This window comes from Mesorhizobium monacense (genome assembly GCF_056781675.1).
The window spans coordinates 5,000,348-5,020,862 of record NZ_CM165567.1 but is presented as its reverse complement, the minus strand read 5'-3'; the positions used below and the strand labels follow the sequence as shown (position 1 = coordinate 5,020,862).

14 protein-coding genes are annotated in these 20,515 nt (G+C 64.5%); 7 read left to right on the top strand and 7 right to left on the bottom strand.

The window, feature by feature from the left end:
• From AC1RUK_RS24060 to AC1RUK_RS24050, 3 genes are read right to left on the bottom strand one after another with little or no spacing between them, the layout of a single operon-like run.
• Complete coding sequence (locus AC1RUK_RS24060; RefSeq protein WP_481838650.1) at positions 1-735, bottom strand: 4Fe-4S dicluster domain-containing protein; 735 nt, start codon at positions 733-735, stop codon at positions 1-3.
• On the bottom strand, positions 732-3,662 hold the full coding sequence (locus AC1RUK_RS24055) for a molybdopterin oxidoreductase family protein (RefSeq protein ID WP_481838651.1): 2,931 nt from the start codon (positions 3,660-3,662) through the stop codon (positions 732-734). Before AC1RUK_RS24055 ends, AC1RUK_RS24060 begins: the two co-directional genes overlap by 4 nt.
• A complete protein-coding gene (locus AC1RUK_RS24050) occupies positions 3,659-3,817 on the bottom strand; it encodes a hypothetical protein (RefSeq protein ID WP_481838652.1) in 159 nt (52 codons plus the stop codon). The genes AC1RUK_RS24055 and AC1RUK_RS24050 overlap by 4 nt, the downstream gene beginning before the upstream one ends.
• A gap of 125 nt (positions 3,818-3,942) precedes the next feature.
• Here AC1RUK_RS24050 and AC1RUK_RS24045 point away from each other — a divergent pair, with 125 nt between their 5' ends.
• Positions 3,943-4,839, top strand: coding sequence for a LysR substrate-binding domain-containing protein (locus AC1RUK_RS24045; RefSeq protein ID WP_481839411.1), 897 nt, complete (start codon positions 3,943-3,945; stop codon positions 4,837-4,839).
• A gap of 5 nt (positions 4,840-4,844) precedes the next feature.
• Here the strand turns inward: AC1RUK_RS24045 and AC1RUK_RS24040 are convergent, their stop codons facing one another.
• The 4 genes from AC1RUK_RS24040 to AC1RUK_RS24025 all read right to left on the bottom strand — a co-directional run bounded on the left by AC1RUK_RS24040 (position 4,845) and on the right by AC1RUK_RS24025 (position 12,130).
• Positions 4,845-6,101 (bottom strand): Hsp70 family protein, encoded by a 1,257-nt coding sequence (locus AC1RUK_RS24040; protein ID WP_481838653.1) that lies wholly within the window; start codon positions 6,099-6,101, stop codon positions 4,845-4,847.
• Between the two features lie 172 nt (positions 6,102-6,273).
• A complete protein-coding gene (locus AC1RUK_RS24035; RefSeq protein ID WP_481838654.1) occupies positions 6,274-7,065 on the bottom strand; it encodes a TIGR02186 family protein in 792 nt (263 codons plus the stop codon).
• On the bottom strand, positions 7,065-7,988 hold the full coding sequence (locus AC1RUK_RS24030; protein ID WP_481838655.1) for a sulfite exporter TauE/SafE family protein: 924 nt from the start codon (positions 7,986-7,988) through the stop codon (positions 7,065-7,067). Before AC1RUK_RS24030 ends, AC1RUK_RS24035 begins: the two co-directional genes overlap by 1 nt.
• Positions 7,989-8,182: 194 nt before the next feature.
• On the bottom strand, positions 8,183-12,130 hold the full coding sequence (locus AC1RUK_RS24025) for a peptidoglycan-binding protein (RefSeq protein WP_481838656.1): 3,948 nt from the start codon (positions 12,128-12,130) through the stop codon (positions 8,183-8,185).
• A gap of 458 nt (positions 12,131-12,588) precedes the next feature.
• Between AC1RUK_RS24025 and AC1RUK_RS24020 the strand changes: the two genes are divergently transcribed.
• The 6 genes from AC1RUK_RS24020 (at position 12,589) to AC1RUK_RS23995 (ending at position 20,449) form a co-directional block, all read left to right on the top strand.
• Positions 12,589-13,050 (top strand): MerR family transcriptional regulator, encoded by a 462-nt coding sequence (locus tag AC1RUK_RS24020; RefSeq protein WP_436171864.1) that lies wholly within the window; start codon positions 12,589-12,591, stop codon positions 13,048-13,050.
• Positions 13,051-13,332: 282 nt separating this feature from the next.
• Positions 13,333-15,129 carry an acyl-CoA dehydrogenase gene (locus AC1RUK_RS24015; RefSeq protein ID WP_481838657.1) on the top strand — a complete coding sequence of 599 codons (1,797 nt, stop codon included), beginning with the start codon at positions 13,333-13,335 and terminating at the stop codon, positions 15,127-15,129.
• A 52-nt stretch (positions 15,130-15,181) separates the two neighbouring features.
• Positions 15,182-16,354, top strand: a complete 1,173-nt coding sequence (locus AC1RUK_RS24010) for an acyl-CoA dehydrogenase family protein (protein WP_481838658.1) — start codon at positions 15,182-15,184, stop codon at positions 16,352-16,354.
• Between the two features lie 32 nt (positions 16,355-16,386).
• A complete protein-coding gene (locus tag AC1RUK_RS24005) occupies positions 16,387-17,595 on the top strand; it encodes an acetyl-CoA C-acetyltransferase (RefSeq protein WP_436170743.1) in 1,209 nt (402 codons plus the stop codon).
• A 23-nt stretch (positions 17,596-17,618) separates the two neighbouring features.
• Positions 17,619-19,838 carry a 3-hydroxyacyl-CoA dehydrogenase NAD-binding domain-containing protein gene (locus AC1RUK_RS24000; protein ID WP_481838659.1) on the top strand — a complete coding sequence of 740 codons (2,220 nt, stop codon included), beginning with the start codon at positions 17,619-17,621 and terminating at the stop codon, positions 19,836-19,838.
• A 65-nt stretch (positions 19,839-19,903) separates the two neighbouring features.
• Positions 19,904-20,449 carry a thioesterase family protein gene (locus AC1RUK_RS23995; RefSeq protein ID WP_481838660.1) on the top strand — a complete coding sequence of 182 codons (546 nt, stop codon included), beginning with the start codon at positions 19,904-19,906 and terminating at the stop codon, positions 20,447-20,449.
• Positions 20,450-20,515 lie beyond the last annotated feature (66 nt).

Below are 20,515 nucleotides of genomic sequence, written 5' to 3'. Positions count from 1 at the left end.
TCAGTTCGAAAGCATGCGGTCGACCCAGCCGAGAAAGCCGCCTTCGGCCCGTACCGGCTCCAGCGCGGGTGCCGGCACCGATGCGGCGCGCTGGGTAAGGGCGCGCGGCGGCAGATATTTGTTGGTCGGGCTGTAGCCCATCTCAGGCATCAGGTCGACGCCGCCGCGCTCCGCCACCAGCTGCGAGACCGCCGAGGTGGGATCGCCGAGATCGCCAAAATGCCGGGCGCTGGTCGGGCAGGCAGCGACACAGGCCGGCACGCGGTCTTCCTCGGCCAGATTGTCGTTGTAGATACGGTCGACGCAGAGCGTGCACTTCTTCATCACGCCGACATCGGTGTCAAATTCGCGCGCGCCATAGGGGCAGGCCCAGCTGCACAATTTGCAGCCGATGCACTTGTCCTCGTCGACCAGCACGATGCCGTCGGAGGCTCGTTTGTAGGACGCCCCCGTCGGGCAAACGGTAACGCAGGCCGGCGTCTCGCAATGCAGGCAGGAGCGCGGGAAATTCACCGTGCGGCCGCCCATCTCGGTCGTGTGCTCGTAACTGTGGACGCGGTTGAACCAGACGCCGTCGACATTGCCGCCATAGGGGTCGATGTCGGTCAGCGGCGCCATGTGGCCGCCGGTGTTCCACTCCTTGCAAGCGGTAACGCAGGCCTGGCAACCGACGCAGGTGTCGAGGTCGATGACCAGGCCGAGCCTTTTGTCGGTGTGGGCGGGAAGGCAGGTCATTCGGCGGCTTCCCTGTTCATGCGGAATTCGGCGCCGAAGCGGAGTGTGTCGGGTGCAGGTTCGAAACGCGGCGGCTGCCGGAAGCGTTCGAATTGGGGCTCGGTAAAGCCGGCTTCTTCCGCCGTGCATTTGACGACGCGGACGCGCAGATCGAACCACGCCGCCTGTCCGGTGACCGGGTCCGAATTCGAATAGCGCTTGCCGTTCGCATCGGCGGAGGTCTGGTCGCCGATGATGTGGTTGAGCAGGAAGCCGCGATTGCTCTCGGCGGCGTCGTCCTTCAGCCCCCAACTGCCGCGCCGCTTGCCGATGGCGTTCCAGGTCCAGACAGTATCCGCGTTGACGCCGTCGACCAGCTTGATCTGTCCCTTCACACGGCCGTTGATGCTCTCGATCCACACCCAGTCGTCATCGGCAAGCTCGAGGGCGGCTGCGGTCTGGTGGTGCACGAACAGCCGGTTCTGGCTGGTGATCTGCCTGAGCCAGGCGTTCTGCGAACCCCAGGAATGGTACATGTGCATCGGCCGCTGCGTCAGCGCATGCAGCGGATATTTTTGCAGGTCGACGGCTGCTTCCTCGAACGGCGCGTACCAGAACGGCAACGGGTCCATATAGGTCTCAATGCGGTTCCGCTCGGCTTCCGGCGGCTGCACGCGGCCATGGCCGCGCGCCGCAAGCCGGAAGCGTTGCATCGGCTCGGAATAGAGCTGGAAGACGGTTCGCTCGGCCTTCGGGATGAAGCCCATCTCAACCGCGAAGTCGAGATAGGAGCGGTTGGCCATCTTGTAGTAGCGCTGGTCGGCGGAAAAATCGTGGTGCCAGAAGCCGCCATTGTCGATGTAGCGCTGCAGCTGGTCGGGATTGACCGCGCCGCTGCCGATCGCCGTCCCGTCCTTGCCGCGCCAGCCGGCCAGCGGCCCGATGCCGGGCGTGCGTTCGTGATTGACGATGTAGTCGGCATAGTCACGGTATTTGGCCGAGCCGTCGTCGTTAATGAAGCCGGGCAGGCCGAGCCGCGCACCGAGCTCGATCAGCACCGACTGGAACGGCCTGACGTCGCGGTCCGGCTCGACGACGGGATGGCGGATGGCGTCGCCGGGCCCGTCGGCGTGGCTGATCGGCCGGTCGAGCAGGCTGATGCAGTCGTGCCTTTCGAGATAGGTCGTATCGGGCAGCACCAGATCGGCGAACGGCACCGTCTCGGAATAATAGGCGTCGGAATAGATGATGAAGGGGATCTTGTAGTTGCCGGCCTCGTCTGCGTCGGTCAGCATGGCGATCGTCTCGACGGTGTTCATCGAGGAATTCCAGGCCATGTTCGACATGTACATCATGAGCGTGTCGATCCGGTAGGGATCGCCGGCCCAAGCGTTGCGGATGACGGTGTGCATGAGGCCGTGCGCGGCCAAAGGGGCGTCCCAGGAATAGGCCTTGTCGATGCGAATGGGCGTGCCAGCCCCATCGACCAAGAGATCGTCCGGCCCGCAGACGAAGCCGAGCGGCATGCCTTCCAGCGGTGTCATCGGCATGATGTTCTTGCCTGCCGGTTTCGGACCCGGCGGCACCGGGCGGGGATAGGGCGGCTTGAAGCGGAATCCGCCCGGCACGTCCACCGTGCCCAGCAACACTTGCAGCAGATGAATGGCGCGGCAGCTGTGAAAGCCGTTCGAATGGGCCGAGATGCCGCGCATGGCGTGCATCGACACCGGCCGCCCTTTGATCGTCTCATGGCGGCGGCCGGCCCAATCGGTCCAGGCCACCGGCAATTCGATCGTCTGTTCGAAAGCGACGTGAGCCAATTCGGCGGCGATCCGGCGGATCGTGTCGGCCGGGATGCCGCAGCGTTCGGCGACTGCATCGGGCGAATAGTTTTCGTCGAGATAGCGATCGGCGACGAGTTGGAACACCGGCACGCAGCGGCGGCCGTCGATGGTGAAGCTGCCGGTCAGTGCTGGCTTTGCATCCGGGTCGGCTGCGCCGATGGGCGTCCTGGCCACCCTGTCCCAGGCCAGCGGATTGCCGGCGCCATCGCGCACGAACAGCCCGTCATCGGCGGCACCGGGCTCCTGCACGACAAGCACATGCGCGTTGGTGTAGCGCAGCAGATAATCGAGATCGACACGGCCGGCCTTGAGCAACTCGTGGATGAGGGCGAACACGAACAGGCCGTCGGTGCCGGGCCGGATGCCGACCCAGTCGTCGGCAATGGCGTTGTAGCCGGTCCGGCACGGATTGATCGAGACCACCTTGGCGCCGCGCGCCTTGAGCTTGCCCAGGCCGATCTTGATCGGGTTGGAATCGTGGTCCTCGGCGACGCCGAACAGCATGAAGTATTTGGTGTTGTCCCAGTCGGGCTCGCCGAATTCCCAGAACGAGCCGCCGATCGTGTAGAGCCCACCGGCCGCCATGTTGACCGAGCAGAAGCCGCCATGGGCGGCGAAGTTCGGCGTGCCGAACTGGCTCGCCCACCAGCCGGTCAGCGATTGCGACTGGTCGCGTCCGGTGAAGAAGGCAAGTCTCTTTGGATCGGCCCGGCGGATCGCCGAAAGCCGCTCCGTCGCGATCGAGAAGGCTTCCTCCCATTCGATCTCGCGGAATTCGCCCGAGCCGCGCGGGCCGGTGCGCAGCAGCGGCTTCTTCAGCCGCGCCGGGCTGTAGTGCTGCATGATGCCCGAGCTGCCCTTGCCGCAGATCACGCCGCGATTGACCGGATGGTCCTTGTTGCCGTTGATGTAGCGGACCTTGCCGTCCTTGATGTGCACATCGATGCCGCAGCGGCAGGCGCACATGTAGCAAGTGGTCTTGGCGATGCGGTCGGAGACGCTTGGCGAAGTGTCGACGCCGTCGCCCTCGTCGGGCGCGCGCGTGTCGGCCAACGGCCGTTGCGACAGTGCTGAATTGGCGCCGCGCGGCGCTCCGTGGCTCATGATCCGCGAACGCTCTTGCCGCTCGCCGTCTTGGCTTTCGTCTTCGAACCGGGGCCGCGCATGTAATGCTGTTCAGGGTGGTAGCGCTCGCCGGCGAACTGCCGCCTTACCCGGCGGGTCCAGTGCGCGAACAGCGATTTGAAGCGCCCGATCAATTTCCCAGCCTTTGCGGCGGTGCCGCCAATTTTTTCCAACTTTCCGCAAAAACTTAGAACAAAGCAATTGATCTGTCTAACAAGCAGCTCTTGTAATTCCGATCGAATTTGCTTCTTAATTGACTATGACCCTGGACCAGTTGCGCATCTTCGTCGCCGTCGCCGAGCGCGGCCACATGACCAAGGCGGCCGAGCTTTTGGGCATCTCCCAGTCGGCGGCATCGGCCGCCATTCGCGCTCTCGAACAGCAGCATGGCGTCCAGCTCTTCAACAGGGTCGGCCGCAACATCGAGCTGGCGCAGACCGGCCGCCGGTTTCTGCCCGAGGCCAAGGCCGTCCTCGAACGGGCGACCGCCGCAAGCAACGTGCTCGAAGATGTCTCGCAGACCGTCACCGGCTCGCTTTCGATCGCCGCCAGCCAGACCATCGCCAGCTATTGGCTGCCGCGCCGGCTGGCCTCCTTCCACGAGGCGTACCCCGCCGTCAGGCTGAGCGTCACCATTGGCAACACCAGGCAGGTCGAGACCCATGTTTTGGACGGCACGGCGGATTTCGGCCTGGTCGAGGGGCGCACCGAATCCGACATCTTGCGGCGCGCCAAGGTCGACATCGACAGGCTGATGCTGGTCGTCGCCACCTCGCATCCGGAGATCGCCGAAATCGCACCGGGCCGCCCCGACATCAGGGGGCTGCGCTGGATCATCCGCGAGGGCGGTTCCGGCACGCGCGAGGTGCTGGAGGATCTGGCGCGCCGCGAGGGGATTTCACTCGCTGAGCTGCAGATATTCCTGGTGCTGCCGAGCAACGAGGCAATCCGCCAGGCGGTCGAAGCCGGCGCAGGCGCCACCATCATTTCCGAGCTCGTCGTCGCCGGCGTGATTGCCGAAGGCAGCCTGCGCTCGGTGCCGATCGACCTGCCGAAGCGCGACTTCGCCATCATCACCCACCGCGACCGGCAGGCTAGCCTCGCCCAGATGGCATTGAAGGCGCATCTGAGCGAGAAGGCGATGGCGTCAGCCTAGCTGTATCAGCCGAACTTCCGCTGCGCATCCAGCGCCAGGCCGAGCCCGACGGAGCCGAACATGTCGCCCTGGATGACGGAGGCTTGCGGCACCAGTTCCAGTATCTGCCGCCGCGCAAGCGGGATTGCCGTCGATCCGCCGGTCAGGAACACGGCGGTGATGTCAGAAGCCCCTACACCAGCGTCGCCGATGGTCTGGCCGACCGTCGCGGTCACCCGCTCGATGTCGCCGGCAATCGTCGCTTCGAGGCCAGCCCGCGTGATCTCGGCGGCGAAGCGCGCGCTGGGAAGCGGGACCTGCACGCCGGCCGAAGGCTGATCCGTCAGCGCGATCTTGGCCTTTTCGACCAGACCTGCCAGCGCATGTCCGTAACGATGTTCCACGATATGGATGAATCGGTCGACCAGGTCGGCGCGTTCGGCCTCGAAGCGGATCTGTCTCAGATGCGTCATCGCCCTGGCGGTGTAGACGAGGTTGATGCGCTGCCATGTCGCCAGGTCGATGAAATAGCTGGCCGGCAGATTGCGCTTGCCGTCCTTGGTCGGCGTCAGATAGCCGAGCTGCGGCATCACATGGGCGATGCTCAGCAGCCGGTCGAAATCGGTGCCGCCGATATGGATGCCCCGGTTGGCCAGGATGTCATCCTTGCGGTCGGTTGAACGGGCGCGCTCGGGCGAGACGCGCACGATCGAAAAGTCAGACGTGCCGCCGCCCATGTCGACGATCAGCGCCAGTTCTTCTCGAGTGACCTTCTGTTCGTAGTCGAGCGCCGCGGCGATCGGCTCGAACTGGAAGGCAATGTGCTTGAAGCCCTGGATGCGCGCTGCGTTTTCAAGCTCGCCTTCAGCCTTGGCATCGGCTTCCGCGTCGTCGTCCACGAACTGCACCGGACGCCCAAGCACCACGTTTTCGACAGGCGCCTTTGCATCTTCCTCCAGCCTCTTCTTCAAATGGCCGACGAATAGCCCGACGATCTCCATGAAGCCGATCGAGCGCGCCTTGATACGCGTCTTCTCATGTACCAGCGAACTGCCGAGCACGCTCTTAAGCGAACGCATCAGGCGGCCTTCGATGCTGTCGGTATAGTCGGCGATGGCCCGGCGCCCGAAATAGGTGTGGTTGTCGTCGAAGTTGAAGAACACAGCACTTGGCAGCGTCACCTGGCCGTCCTCCAGCGCCACCAGCTGGGGCTGCCCGTCGCGGATCACGCCGACTGTGGAATTGGACGTGCCGAAGTCGATACCGCCGAATGCTGGTCGCATCGCAGTTTCCTGTCGTTTTTCTGGGGCAGCGGGGTGGCGCCTTGTCAGCTGCGCCAATGTCCGGGTGACCGGACCTTTCTGCCGAACCGGATTGTGATGTGCGCTTGTTGCGCCGGGAGGCGGCGGTCTAGCGCATGAGCCCGCAAAGGGGAACAGGCTTTCGCGAGGAAATCTAGTCTTTGCGGAAGATCAGCCTTCCAAGCCAGCCAGTGAGCATGGCAAGCGATACGGCGAAGACGCCGTAAAGAAAGGAATAGTCGTGCGCGACGCGGAAGATCGACTGTTCGAAACCGGATTTGCGGATTTCGAGCTGGGCCGAGCTTTCCTTGATGAACATGCCGCTCTTGAACAGGAAGGCGCGGGCCTTGTGGGTGCCGACCGGGACATTGGGCGCCAGCCTGACGGTGGCGCGAAACAGGTTCTGCGACAGGAACTGCACGCCGCCGACGTTCTCGCTGTAGAGGCCGGTCGCGGTCTTGCGGTCCCTCAGCGCGGCGGTGAACTCTTCGATCGTCGCCGGGCTGTCGGTCACGTCAGCTGGCTTCATGTAGAGATTGGAAGCGCCGAGCGAGAGCTGCTTGTAGCTGTTCGGATCGGTGACGTCCTGCAGCGGGCGCGTGGTTGCCACCGAATAGGACACCGGCACGTTCTCGAACGTCTCCGACTCCAGATTGATCCAGACGCCGAGCACCCTGTCCTTGCGCCGCACGACCACCGGCCGTGGCGGGCCTTCGAGCACGACGATCACGTCGTAGCGTCCCTGGCGCGCGACGAGCGGATCGGCGTTTTCCAGCGAACCGAAGATGGTCAGGTCGGCCCCCGAAAACCCTGCCGTGATCGAAACGGCGTCGGTCGACAGCCCGATCTGGATGCTTTCGGTCGGCGGCGTCTGCGCCATTGCAGGCAATATGGCTGCGGCGAGCGACAGGAAAGCAGCGGCTGCGAACGCTTTCAGGCCCGCCATCAGTTCAAGCCCGAGGCGGACAGCGAATAGAGATTGGGCGGCGTGACGAAGAGATCGATGGCAAGCCGGATGGCGACCGCCAGTACCAGCATTGCCAGCAGCGCCCTCAACTGCTCGCCGCGCAGCTTCTGGCCGGCCTTGGCGCCATATTGCGCGCCGGCGACGCCGCCCGCCATCAGCAAGAAGGCGAGCATGACGTCGACCGTCTGGTTGGTGGTGGCGTGGACCAGCGTGGTGTAGGCCGAGGTGAAGATGATCTGGAACAGCGAGGTGCCGATGACGACGTTGGTCGGCACTTTCAGGAGGTAGATCAGCGCCGGCACCATGATGAAGCCGCCGCCGACGCCCATGATCGACGACAGGAAGCCAATGCCGGCACCGAGGCCCAGCACCGGGATGACGCTGACGAACAGTTTTGAGGCGCGAAAGCGCATCTTCAGCGGCAGCCGGTGGATCCAGTTGTGCTGGCCGGATTTCTTCAGCACCGGAGCGGCGCCGCTGCGGGTGGCGCGCAGCGCGTTGACGCTTTCGACCAGCATGAGGCCGCCGACCGTGCCGAGCAGCACGACGTAGAGCAGCGAGATGAACAGGTCGAGCTGACCCAGCCGGCGCAAAAGCGCAAAGACGAAGATGCCGCCGGTCGAGCCGACAATGCCGCCGGCAAGCAGCACCCCGCCGAGCTTGAAGTCGAGCGTGCCGCGCTTCATGTGCGATAGCGCGCCGGAGAAGGAGGAGGCGATGACCTGGTTGGCGCCGGTGGCGACCGCGATCGCCGGCGGAATGTTGTAGAAGATCAGCAGCGGCGTGATGAGAAAGCCGCCGCCAACCCCGAACATGCCCGACAGGAAGCCGACCGCTGCCCCCATGGCCAGCAGTACGAAGACGTTGACGGAAATTTCCGCGATCGGGAGATAGATGCCCACCCGTCAGTCTCGATCAGTTTGCCTGTCGGCGATTGCAGCCGTTCGCGGGCAGTGTCGCACCGAAAAGCCAATTTTGTCTTGCGCCGGCGGCGCGGCCGGGTCTAACCCATGCCGCGCCGCCGAAACAAAAAACATCTCAATCAGTTAACAGGCAAATGTGTGGCAAGGGCGTCGCGGAAGCGACGCATATGCCGTTATTTGCGCGCCAGCAGTGCCTTTACCAGATCCGCGTCGATTTCGCCGGTCGCCTTCATCTTGTTGTCGGTCTGGAAGGCTATGATCGCATCTTTGGTCTTTTGGCCCATCACACCGTCGGCGCCGCCGGCCTCGTAGCCGTTCTTGTTGAGGATGAGCTGGATGTTTTTGACCGCCTTCTTCATGTCGATGCTGGCGGTCGTCTGCGGCGTGCCGTCCTGCCAGGATTCGGGGATGTCGGCCGAATTGGCCGCCTGGTCGAGCGGCTTGGCCTTCCACAGCTCGGTGGCGGCGCGCGCCCGCTCCATCTGCTCGGGCCGCAGCGCATTGGCGATCTCGTCGCGCTTGGCCGCCGCATCCTTGTCGCCGGTCTTGGCGACGAGCGCGAACCATTTGTAGGATTCCTCGAGGTTCTGCTTCATGCCGACGCCTTTGGCCGCCAGGATGCCCAGATTGAACTGGCTGTCCTTGACGCCGAGGTCAGCTGCCGCCTGGAACCAGTGCGCCGCCGATTCATTGTCGGTCACGCCGTCCGCCGCCATGGCGAACAGCACGGCCAGATTGTGCATGGCGCTGGCATTACCCTGCGCTGCCGCCATCTGGTACCAGGTCTTCGCCTTCTTGATGTCGCGCGCGACGCCGATGCCCTTCTCGTAGAAATTGCCGATGCGGTATTCCGCCGGCGCGAAACCGAGTTCGGCCGATTTTTCGTACCATTTGGCGGCTGCCGCCATGTCTTCCTTGACGCCGCGCGACTCGGCAAAGCGCGAGCCGACCTCGAACAGAGCCTTGGCGTCTCCGCCGGCGGCCGCATCGCGCAGCGCCTGCGGGCCGGCATCGGCCGGAATGTCGATCTTGGCCGCGGCTGCAGCCGTGGCGGTATTGGCGGGAGGAACGGCACCCGTGGTGTCCTGGGCCGGGGTCGGTGCGACCGGCGTGGCAGCCATTGGCTGATTGTCCGCATCCGATGCTGCCGGTTCCGCGGCCGCAGGTGCTGACGCCGCAGCGGTTGGCTCCGCCTGATCGGAAGGCGCCGTTGATTCCATGGGGGCGGGCGCCGGCTCGGAGACGGCATCCATCGGCATATCGGCGCCTGATGGCGGGGCGGAGGCCGGTTGCGCCAGCATGTCGTCCTTGACTGCCGGCTCGGAAGGCTCCGCTTGCCTGACGACACGGGCCGGCGCGTCCTGCGCCGCAGCCTCCGTCTCGCTCGTGGCTTTGACCGAAGCGGTTTCCACCGGCTGCGGGGCGATGATCGGCGCAATTTCGTTGCTGGCCACAGGCGCAGGATCGGAGAAGAAGGCCTTGCCCAGTTGCAGGCCGGCCAGCGCCAGCATGATCGCGGCCGCCGCCATCAGGATCGGCTTGCGTCGTGCCTTGAGCAGGTCGCCGATCCTGAGCGCCTTGACCGGTCCACTCATCGTCGACTGGCGCTTCAGGGCGTCAGCTTCGGCGGCGGCGGCTTGTGCGGCGCGCCTGGCTGCGGCGATGAAATCCGACTTGGCCGCGTCGCCCTCGCTGCGCTTGACCGGCTGGCCGCGCTCGTCGCGCACGCGCTTCATGATGGCATTGAGGTCGGGTGCGCCGGAGCCTGGCTCAAGCGGCCGGTTGGCAAGCTTCGGGTCGAGCGGCTCGTCGAGATCGACGCTCGGTACGTCGACATCGTGCGCCGAGCCGGCCAGCGGCGGCATATCCGGGTCCTTCTTGCCCCTAAAGGCGCGGGCCAGTCCGCCGAACATCGATTTCCTGCGGCCGGTCGTGTCTTTCTTGTCAGTGATCGTGTCCGAGCCGAGCGCCGCCATGGCGGCTGCGGCTGCAGCTTCCGCCGGCGTGCGCGGGGCAGGTTCGCCACGCGTAACCGGTTCGTTGCGCAGGATGGCGGCGGCGCGGCCGTCGAGGTCGGCCATGTCTCCGGTCAGCGGCAGCGGCTGGTCGATGTCCATCGACGGCGCGTCCTGCACCGCGATCTTGGAGCCGCGTCCGCCCCGCTTGGCCGTTGGTTGTGGGTCCACGAGTTCGCTGACGGCCTCCATCGGTTCGCTGGTTTCCAGCGAGCCCAGGCGATCGACGATCTTGAGCAGCGTGTCGTGGATGGCCTCGAAGGTGCGCGAATTGCGCTCGTCCGAACGGCGTGTCAGGGATTCGAGCGTCTTCAGGTCCTGGGCGAGGCCGCTGACGGCCGCCGTGTTGGCACTCGTATCGGCCATCGAGCGCACCGCGCTCTCGGCCGCCTCGCGCGCCGCGCTGAGGATCGAATCGCGGGTCCCGGCCAGCGACTTCTCGATCTCGTTGAGGCGCGGGCTGATGTCCTCGAATTCCGGCAGTGGCGTGCCGGGCTTGGTCAGGTGCGCTGAAAGGCCGGAAACCTGCGCCTCCAGGCTGCGGATCAGTGCCGGGTCGATGCCGGCGACCTGCGCGGCCGACGATTCCAGCCGGCTTGAAATGTCTTCGAGCCGGCTCTCCAGGCCACGGATCGCCGCTTCGTTGGCGGGATCGGGAACCCGTGTCTCCAGGCGCTTTGCGAGCGCGCTGAAGCGGGCGTCGATGGCGTCCATGATGCCGGCGCTGTCGGCTTGCGGCATGCGCTGGTCCAGCCTGTCGGCGACTTCCTCCAGCCGCCGCTCGAGATCGCGAAACAGCATGTTGCCCTGTTCGATCGCGTCGCCCTGGCGGCGTTCCATGATCCCTGACAGCGCGTCGAAGCGCTGTTCCAGACCCTGGAAGATATAGTCGGCGTCCGGCATGGCCGGCGCGCGGTCTATTCTGTCGGCGATCAACGCGATCTGCTTGCCGAGCCGCTCCATCGCCTGTTCCGGCAGATCGGCGCGGCCGGCCAGTTCATCGACACGGTTCGACAGCATGTTGAGGCGGTCGATGACTTCGCCGCTTGGCTGAGCCTGCGTGACCTCTTCGATCTGCTGCGCCAGCGAGGCGATCCGCCTCTCGATGCGCTCGAAGGGCTCGGCATCGAAGGCGTTGGCCTGCGCCGCGACGGTCGAGGCGACGATGGCGCGTGAAATCTCGTCCAGCCGCTCGTCGATCATGCCGAACGTGTCGCTGCTGCGATTGCTCTGCTGGCTGACGAAGTGGTCGACGGCGCCGGCAAGCGTGCGGACCTTTTCCTCAAGCGACCGCAGCGACAGCGATTCCGGCAGATTGTTGACCGCACTGCTGATCTGCTCGAGCCGCTCGGTCAGCGCCGAAAGGCCGGCACCGTCGGAGCGCTTACGCTGATCGGCGTCGACGCGGTCCTCGAAAGCGCTCCAGCGGCGGTCGAAGTCGTCCCAGCGGCGGTCGACCGCCTGCACGCTCTCCTCGCGAGCCAGCGTGTCGAGTGCCGCCTTGACCTGCTCCACCTCGAGCCGCAGCATGTTGACGCTTCTGTCGTCGCTCTTTTCGGCCAGCGTCTGGATGGCGCCCGAAAGCCGCTCGAATTCGACGCCGAGTTCGGCGCTGCTCTTGCCCGCCTGGCCGCCCGATTGCCCGCTTGCCTGGAAGGCCCGCTCGATGTCCTTGCGCAGCGCGTCGAATTCGCGCTTCAGCCCGGCGGTCATCTGGTGGCGCAGTTCCTCGCGCAGGCCGCGCAATTCGCCGGCGATCTTGCCGACCACGGCGACGCTGTCCTCCTGGCCGCGCACGCGGTCGATGTCGCGCGCGATCGCCTGGTAGTTCTGGTCGAAGGCAGGTGCTGACGGCGCCGGGCCCTTCGGCCGCGGCTCGGGCTGTGGGTCCTCGTACCAGCGCTGCTGGTTATAGGGCTGGGCGCTGGCGTAACGCGGTTCGGCTGCAGGCCGGCGCGGTTCGAAACGTTCGGCGGTATCCTCGCGCGTCCGCTCCAGCCGCTGTTCCAGTGTTTCCAGGGAGCGGTTCAGCTGCTCGAGCGTGGTGGTCGGCTTGCGCTGCCTGCCGGCATTGAGTGTATCGAGATAGGACCGCTTGCTGTTCATCGATGCGCCCGTGTTCAGAATGGCCGGCTCGTGACCGGATTCCCCAAAGTCCTGCCGGGAACGAAGACGACCGCGCGGTTCTGCTGCGGTGGAAGACGAGCCTCCCGGGTTTTCACCCGCGCTTCGAAAAACCGTGAAAAATTCACTACAGAATAAACACGGGTGACCGACATGCGCACATTTCACCCAACGTGGTAAACAACGCGTTAACCAAGCTTAAGAAGTTGCAACATCCTTGACGGGCTGCCTGTCGGGTGCGGCATAAAGTTCTGGCCCGAGAACGCCCTTGCGTCATGAGACGGCTATCGGTATAGCATTGACGTAAACGTAAACGGTGCGCAGATCCCGCCTTTTGCGATTTGTTTGTTGAAACCACGACTGGAAGCATGCCCCCGCTTCCACTCAGGCGACGCAAGGTCCCGGACCGCGGTGCCACCAGACGGGGAAAGCCAGTGACCATGAAACTTGTTTCGCCCGGCGAAGCCGCGGCCAATACCAATGACATACCGAGTGATGCCGGCGAGGATCTTGTCCGCATCGGCGAGATGGCCAAGAAATACGGCGTCACGCTACGCACCTTGCGCTTCTACGAGGACAAGGGCCTTCTCAATCCGCAGCGCGACGGTTCGACCCGTCTCTACACGCGCCGCGACAGGGCTCGGCTGAAGCTGATCCTGCTCGGCCGCAAGGTCGGCTTCTCGCTGCGCGACGTCAAGCAGATGATGGATCTCTACGATCCGACCGGCTCCAACACCAAGCAGTTGCGGCTTGCGCTGGACAAGTCCGAGAAGCAGCTTGCCCGCCTGCAGAAGCAGCGTGCGCTCATCGAGGACGCTATCAACGAGCTCAGCGGCTCGATGGCCGCCGTGCGGCAGATGCTCGCCGAGCGTTCGGCGCCGCAAGCCAGCGCGGCCAGCTGATCCGCCGGCATCCGGCAAACCGCATACTGACCAATGAGAGCCGCGCGGCCCGTGCCGCGCGGCTCTTTGCGTTGCTCCCTCACGAAGAGATGCGTCCGCCGCGCTGGCGTCCTTGACGCGGGGCCGCTACCGTTCGGATGCATGGTGCCAGGGAAAATTTGTCGCAACGGCAAAAATTGACGTTTACGCAAACGTCAATTTTTGCTATCCGGGCTTCAACATTGGTCCGTCTGCCGAGCACGGCACGATTTTGGGGCCAAGACCGCATGGTGGAGGAAACGCATGCCGATCTACAGGGCCCCGGTCCAGGACACGCTGTTCGTTCTCAACGACGTGCTGGGCTACCAGCGCTATTCCAATCTTCCCGGATTCTCCGACGCGACGCCCGACGTGGTCGAGGCGATCCTCGCCGAAGGCGCCAAGCTTGCCGAGAACGTCATGCATCCGTTGAACCGCGTCGGCGACATGGAAGGCTGCGTGCGCCATGACGACGGCTCGGTGACGACGCCGAAAGGCTTCAAGGAAGCCTTCGACCAGTACCGCGAAGGTGGCTGGATGGGGCTGGCCGCGCCGGTCGAGTTTGGCGGCCAGGGCCTTCCCTATGCGGTGCATACCGCGGTTGCCGAATATATGGTGTCCGCCAACATGGCGCTGATGATGTATCCCGGCCTGACGCAAGGGGCGATCGCGGCGATCATCACCCATGGCACCGACGAGCAGAAGGCGACATGGCTGCCGAAACTGGTCGAGGGCGCCTGGACCGGCACCATGAACTTGACCGAGCCGCATTGCGGCACCGATCTCGGCCTGCTGCGCACCAAGGCCGTGCCGAACGGCAACGGCACCTACAAGATTTCCGGCCAGAAGATCTTCATCTCGGCCGGCGAACACGACATGGCGGACAACATCGTCCATCTGGTGCTGGCCCGCATCGAAGGCGCGCCGGAAGGCGTGAAGGGCATTTCGCTGTTCATCGTGCCGAAGCTCAAGCTCGATGGCTCGGGCAATCCCGACGAGAAGAACACGCTCTCCTGCGGTTCGATCGAGGAGAAGATGGGCATCCACGGCAATTCGACCTGCGTCATGAATTATGACGAGGCGGAAGGCACGCTGCTCGGCGAGGCCAATGGCGGCCTGAAGGCCATGTTCACGATGATGAACGAGGCCCGCCTCGGCGTCGGCCTGCAGGGGCTTTCGCTGTCGGAGATCGCCTACCAGAACGCCGTGTCCTACGCCAAGGACCGCCTGCAGGGCCGTTCGCTGTCAGGCGCCAAGGCGCCGGACAAGAAGGCCGATCCGATCATCGTCCATCCCGACATCCGCCGCTCGCTGATGACCATGAAGGCCTTCAACGAGGCCGGCCGCGCGCTGGCGCTGTGGACGGCGATCAAGTCCGACATTGCCCACCGCTCGGGCGACGACAAGGACCGCCAGTCGGCGGACGACTACACCAGCCTGCTGACGCCGGTGGTCAAGGGCGTGCTGACCGACAAGGGCTTCGACCATGCCGTCATGGCGCAGCAGGTGTTCGGCGGCCACGGCTATATCGAAGAGCACGGCATGAGCCAGTTCGTGCGCGATGCCCGCATCGCCATGATCTATGAAGGCGCCAACGGCATCCAGGCGCTTGATCTCGTCGGCCGCAAGCTCGCGCTCAACGGCGGCCGCGCCGTGCAGGCCTTCTTCAAGGAGGTCGGCGAGTTCTGCGAGGAAAACCGCGCGGACGAGAAGATGGCGCCCTTCACCAAGGCGCTGAAGAAGGGCCTCAACGATCTGCAGGCGGCGACCATGTGGCTGGTGCAGAACGGTATGGCCAAGCCCGACAATGCCGGAGCCGCCTCGACCGACTACATGCATCTCTTCGGCCTGGTGGCGCTGGGCTATATGTGGGCGCAGATGGCCAAGGCGGCCGGGGTGAAACTGGCTGACGGCGCCAACGGTTCGGCGTCCTTCTATGACAACAAGCTCGTGACGGCGCGCTTCTTCATGGAGCGGATCATGCCGGAGACGTCGGCACATCTCGCCCGCATTTCCAGTGGCGCGGACACGCTAATGGCGCTGCCGGCGGAAGCGTTCTAGGTTTGGCGGGCCGGTACTGCCGGCCCACAATTGTCGGAACGCGGAGGAAATCGTGGCGACAAATCCAGCCGAAGTTCTTGGCCTGCCAAAGCCCGCCTGGGCGGCGGACGAGGTCGGCATGCTCTACGACATGGCGCATCGCTTCATGTCGGAAGAGATTGCGCCGCGCTACGATGAGTTCGAGAAGAACGAGATGGTCGATCGCGAGAGCTGGCTGAAGGCCGGTTCCGCCGGCCTGCTCTGCGCCTCGATGCCGGAGGAATATGGCGGCTCCGGCGGCACCTTCGCGCATGAGAGCGCCATCATCGAGGCGATCGGCCATGTCGGCGTCGACGGTTTCGGCATCGGCCTGCACAATTCGATCGTCGCTCCCTACATCCTCCACTACGGCTCGGAGGAGCAGAAGAAGAAATGGCTGCCGAAGCTGGCGACCGGCGAATTGATCGGCGCCATCGCCATGACCGAGCCGGGCGCCGGCTCGGACCTGCAGGGCGTCAAGACGCGCGCCGAAAAGGACGGCAACCAGTACAGGATCAACGGTTCGAAGACCTTCATCACCAACGGCCAGCTTGCCAATTTCGTCATCGTCGTCACCAAGACCGATCCGGCCAAGGGCGCCAAGGGCACCTCGCTGATCGTCGTCGAGACCGACGAGGTCGATGGTTTCGAGCGCGGCCGCAACCTCGACAAGATCGGGCTCAAGGCCAACGACACGTCGGAGCTGTTCTTCAACGACGTGCGCGTGCCGACCGCCAACCTTCTCGGCCATGAGGAGGGCCAGGGCTTCATCCAGCTGATGCAGCAATTGCCGCAGGAGCGGCTGCAGATCGGCACCGGGGCGATTGCCATGATCGAGCGTGCGCTGGCGCTGACCATCGACTACGTCAAGGAGCGCAAGGCCTTCGGCAAGGCGATCATCGACTTCCAGAATACCCAGTTCAAGCTCGCCGAGCTGAAGACCGAAGCCACCATCGGCCGCGTCTTCTACAATGACTGTGTTGCCCGTCACGTCGCCGGCGGCCTCGACCCGGTGACCGCATCGATGGCCAAATACTGGCTCTCCGACCTGCAGGGAAAAGTGGTCGACGAATGCCTTCAATTGCATGGCGGCTATGGCTACATGAATGAATATCCGATCGCCCGCATGTACCGCGATGCCCGCGTCCAGCGCATCTACGGCGGCACCAACGAGATCATGAAATTGCTGATCGGACGCTCTCTCTGAGCAGCTTTTCAGCAAACCCAAGGAGCATGAAAATGGCCGAAGCTTATGTCTACGACGCCGTGCGCACACCGCGCGGCAAGGGCAAGAAGGATGGCTCGCTGCACGAGGTGCCGGCGGTGCGGCTGGGCGCCAAGGTGCTGGAAGCGCTGCGCGATCGCAACGGGCTCGACACCGGCACTGTCGACGACATCATCTTCGGTTGCGTCGATCCGGTCGGCGAGGCGGGCTCGGTCATTCCGCGCGCCGCCGCTTTTGAGGCCGGCTACGATACCAAGGCGCCCGGCATGCAGATCTCGCGTTTCTGCGCTTCCGGTCTCGACGCCATCAATTTCGGCGCCGCCAAGATCGCGCAAGGCGCCGACGAGATCGTCATTGCCGGCGGCGTCGAATCGATGTCGCGCGTCGGCATGGGCGCCTCCGGCGGCGCCTGGTTCATGGACCCTTCCGTCGGCCTGCCCGGCTGGTTCGTGCCGCAGGGCATCTCGGCCGACCTGATCGCCACCAAATATGGTTTTTCGCGCGATGACGTCGACGCCTATGCGGTCGAGAGCCAGAAGCGCGCCGCCAAATCCTGGGCAGACGGCCGCTTCAAGAATTCGGTGATCCCGATCAAGGACCAGAACGGCCTGACCATCCTCGACCATGACGAGCACATGCGGCCGTCGACCGACATGCAGTCGCTGGCCTCGCTCAATCCGTCCTTCGTCATGCCAGGCGAAATGGGCGGCTTCGATGCCGTCGCGGTGCAGAAGCACCCCGAGGTCGAAGAGGTCAACCACGTCCACCATGCCGGCAATTCGTCCGGCATCGTCGACGGTGCCGCTGCCGTGCTGCTCGGCTCCAAGAAGGCCGGCAAGGCGATGGGGCTGAAGCCGCGCGCGCGCATCCGCGCCTTCGCCAACATCGGCTCCGAGCCGGTGCTGATGCTGACCGGCCCGGTCGACGTCACCGAGAAGCTTTTGCAGCGCGCCAAGATGAAGCTGTCGGACATCGACCTGTTCGAGCTCAACGAGGCCTTCGCCTCGGTGGTGCTCCGCTACATGCAGGCCTTCGACATCCCGCACGACCAGATCAACGTCAATGGCGGCGCGATCGCCATGGGCCATCCGCTTGGTGCCACCGGCGCGATGATCTTCGGCACCGTGCTGGACGAGCTGGAGCGCCGCGACCTCAACACCGCGCTGGTGACGCTGTGCATCGGTGCCGGCATGGGCACCGCAACCATCATCGAACGCGTCTGATTTTCGGCCGGAAGGAGAAAGACATGACCTATACAAACTTCACGGTTGAGACCGACACCGACGGCATTGCGCTGGTCACCTGGGATATGCCCGACCGCTCGATGAACGTCTTCACCGAAGAGGTGATGAACGAACTCGACAAGATCATCGACCAGGCGGTGGCCGACGCCGGCATCAAGGGCGCGGTGATCACCTCGGGCAAGGACAGCTTCTCGGGCGGCGCCGACCTGACCATGCTGCAGAAGATGCTGACGGTCTTTGCCAAGGAGAAGTCCAAGGACCCGGAGAAGGCGGCCAGGCTGCTGTTCGACAATGCCGGCCGCATGACCGGCCTGTTCCGCAAGCTGGAGACGTCGGGCAAGCCCTGGGTTTCGGCGATCAACGGCACCTGCATGGGTGGCGCCTTCGAACTGTCGCTGGCCTGCCATGGCCGCGTTGCCGCTGACTCAGACAAGGTCAAGATGGCCTTGCCGGAAGTCAAGGTCGGCATCTTCCCCGGCGCCGGCGGCACCCAGCGCGTGCCGCGGCTGACCGATCAGCAGCAGGCGCTGCAGATGCTGACCACTGGCCAGACGCTGTCGCCGCAGAAGGCGAAGTCGATGGGCCTGATCCATGAGATCGCCGAACCCAAGAACCTTGTCGAGACCGCCAAGGCGATGATCAGGAACGGCCTGAAGGCCGTCCAGCCGTGGGACGAGAAGGGTTTCAAGCTGCCCGGCGGCCAGATCTACTCGCCCGCCGGCTTCAACCTGTGGCCGCCGGCCATCGCCATCCTGCGCCGCGAGACCTATGGCAATTATCCGGCCGCCGCCGCCATCCTGAAATGCGTCTATGAAGGCCTGCTGGTGCCGTTCGACACCGGACTGCGCATCGAGCAGCGCTATTTCACCGAGATCATGCAGAGCAAGGAAGCGGCGGCGATGATCCGCTCGCTGTTCGTGTCGCTGCAGGAGCTGAACAAGGGCGCCCGCCGCCCGGCCGGCGTGCCGGAAACCAAGTTCAAGAAGATCGGCATTCTCGGCGCCGGCTTCATGGGCGCCGGCATCGCCTATGTCACAGCCAAGGCCGGCATCCCGGTGGTGTTGCTCGACCGCGACATGGAGTCCGCCGAGAAGGGCAAGGCGCATTCCGACAGCCTGGTGTCGGACCAGGTGAAGAAGGGCCGCACCAAGCCCGAGGAGAAGGACAAGCTACTGTCGCTGATCACGCCGACAGCCGACTATGCCGACCTCGCCGGCTGCGACCTGGTGGTCGAGGCAGTGTTCGAGGATTCGGCCGTCAAGAAGGCCGCCACCGAACAGGCGGAAGCCGTGCTAAAGCCGGCGGCGATCTTCGCTTCGAACACCTCGACCATTCCGATCACCGCGCTGGCCAAGAATTCGGCCCGGGCGAAGAACTTCATCGGCATCCACTTCTTCTCGCCGGTCGACAAGATGATGCTGGTCGAGATCATCCTCGGCAAGAAGACCGGCGACAAGGCTTTGGCCACCGCGATCGACTTCGTGCGCGCCATCAAGAAGACGCCGATCGTCGTCAACGACACGCGCGGCTTCTACGTCAATCGTTGCGTGCTCCGCTACATGTCGGAAGCCTACAAGATGCTGATCGAGGGCGTCCCGGCGCCGATGATCGAGAACGCGGCAAAGGCCGCCGGCATGCCGGTCGGCCCCTTGGCGCTGACCGACGAAACGGCGATCGATCTTGCCCAGAAGATCATGAAGCAGACCATCAGGGATCTCGGCGACAAGGCCGTCGACCCCAAGCAGATGGCGCTGATCAACACCATGGTCGACACCCACGGCCGCGCCGGCCGCAAGAACGGCAAGGGCTTCTACGACTATCCCGCGAAGCCGGCCAAGAAGAAGCTGTGGCCTGGCCTGAAAGACCTCTATTCGCAGCTCAAGCCGGAAAAGGTCGACTATGAGGAGCTGCAGCAGCGCCTGCTGGTCACCATCGCGCTGGAAGCCGCAAGGGTGATGGAAGAGGGCATCGTCACCGATCCGCGCGAAGCCGATGTCGGCTCTATCCTCGCCTTCGGTTTCGCCCCCTTCACCGGCGGCGCGCTGTCCTACATCGATGGCATCGGCGCGAAGCAGTTCGTCAAGATCGCCAAGGGTCTGCAGAAGAAGTACGGTGCCGAGTTCAAGGCGCCCAAGCTGCTGCTCGACATGGCCGAGAAGGGCGAGACCTTCTACGGTCGTTTCGACCCCTATGCGAAGGGTGAGGTGAAGAAGGCCGCCTGACGCATGCGCAGGATCAAGGGTGTTGCAGCGTCCCTTGCGCGTCCAATAGGACGCGCGGCGCTGTAATGTATGTCTGGGCGCGTATGGCGCGCATGATGGCCACGGCGTCTCGCCGTGGCCCCTATCAGATAGGCGGCGAGAGCCGGCTGGCCTTTCGCTGCCTGCCGACCGATATCGACTTCAACAGCCACCTCAACAATGCGCGCTACATGATGCTGGCCGATCTCGGACGCATTGACATATTCCTGCGCGCCGGCCTGATCGCGCTGGCGCGCAAGAGTGGCTGGGCGCCGATGATCGGCGGGCTGCAATCGACCTATGTACGCGAGATCCGGCTGTGGCGGCACTTCGAAGTGGTGTCCTCGATCGAGACCTGGGAAGGCTCGCAGGTCATCGGCAAGCACCGTTTTGTGCTCGACAATGGCGAAACGGCTGCGCTGATCATGACCACGGGCGGCGTCTACGATCGTCGCGGTCGCCGCTTTCTCGACATTGACGAGGTTGTGGCTGCGCTTGGCCGTTCTGCTCAACCACGTCCACCTACCGAGGCCGAGCGGATGTTCATGGCCTCCCATCAGGGCCTGCGCGGCCTGGCCAAGGGACTTGCCTGATCAGGCTGGCCGCGCCTGCGGCGAGCCACGTGCGGCACTGTCGCTTTGTTGATGATCCGCCGCCTG

What these genes read in the sequence shown, in the direction of transcription:
- AC1RUK_RS24060 (WP_481838650.1), bottom strand. Translation starts at nt 735, where the DNA reads ATGACCTGCCTTCCCGCCCACACCGACAAAAGGCTCGGCCTGGTCATC.
- AC1RUK_RS24055 (WP_481838651.1), bottom strand. Translation starts at nt 3,662, where the DNA reads ATGAGCCACGGAGCGCCGCGCGGCGCCAATTCAGCACTGTCGCAACGG.
- AC1RUK_RS24045 (WP_481839411.1), top strand. Translation starts at nt 3,943, where the DNA reads ATGACCCTGGACCAGTTGCGCATCTTCGTCGCCGTCGCCGAGCGCGGC.
- AC1RUK_RS24040 (WP_481838653.1), bottom strand. Translation starts at nt 6,101, where the DNA reads ATGCGACCAGCATTCGGCGGTATCGACTTCGGCACGTCCAATTCCACA.
- AC1RUK_RS24035 (WP_481838654.1), bottom strand. Translation starts at nt 7,065, where the DNA reads ATGGCGGGCCTGAAAGCGTTCGCAGCCGCTGCTTTCCTGTCGCTCGCC.
- AC1RUK_RS24025 (WP_481838656.1), bottom strand. Translation starts at nt 12,130, where the DNA reads ATGAACAGCAAGCGGTCCTATCTCGATACACTCAATGCCGGCAGGCAG.
- AC1RUK_RS24020 (WP_436171864.1), top strand. Translation starts at nt 12,589, where the DNA reads ATGAAACTTGTTTCGCCCGGCGAAGCCGCGGCCAATACCAATGACATA.
- AC1RUK_RS24015 (WP_481838657.1), top strand. Translation starts at nt 13,333, where the DNA reads ATGCCGATCTACAGGGCCCCGGTCCAGGACACGCTGTTCGTTCTCAAC.
- AC1RUK_RS24005 (WP_436170743.1), top strand. Translation starts at nt 16,387, where the DNA reads ATGGCCGAAGCTTATGTCTACGACGCCGTGCGCACACCGCGCGGCAAG.
- AC1RUK_RS24000 (WP_481838659.1), top strand. Translation starts at nt 17,619, where the DNA reads ATGACCTATACAAACTTCACGGTTGAGACCGACACCGACGGCATTGCG.
- AC1RUK_RS23995 (WP_481838660.1), top strand. Translation starts at nt 19,904, where the DNA reads ATGTATGTCTGGGCGCGTATGGCGCGCATGATGGCCACGGCGTCTCGC.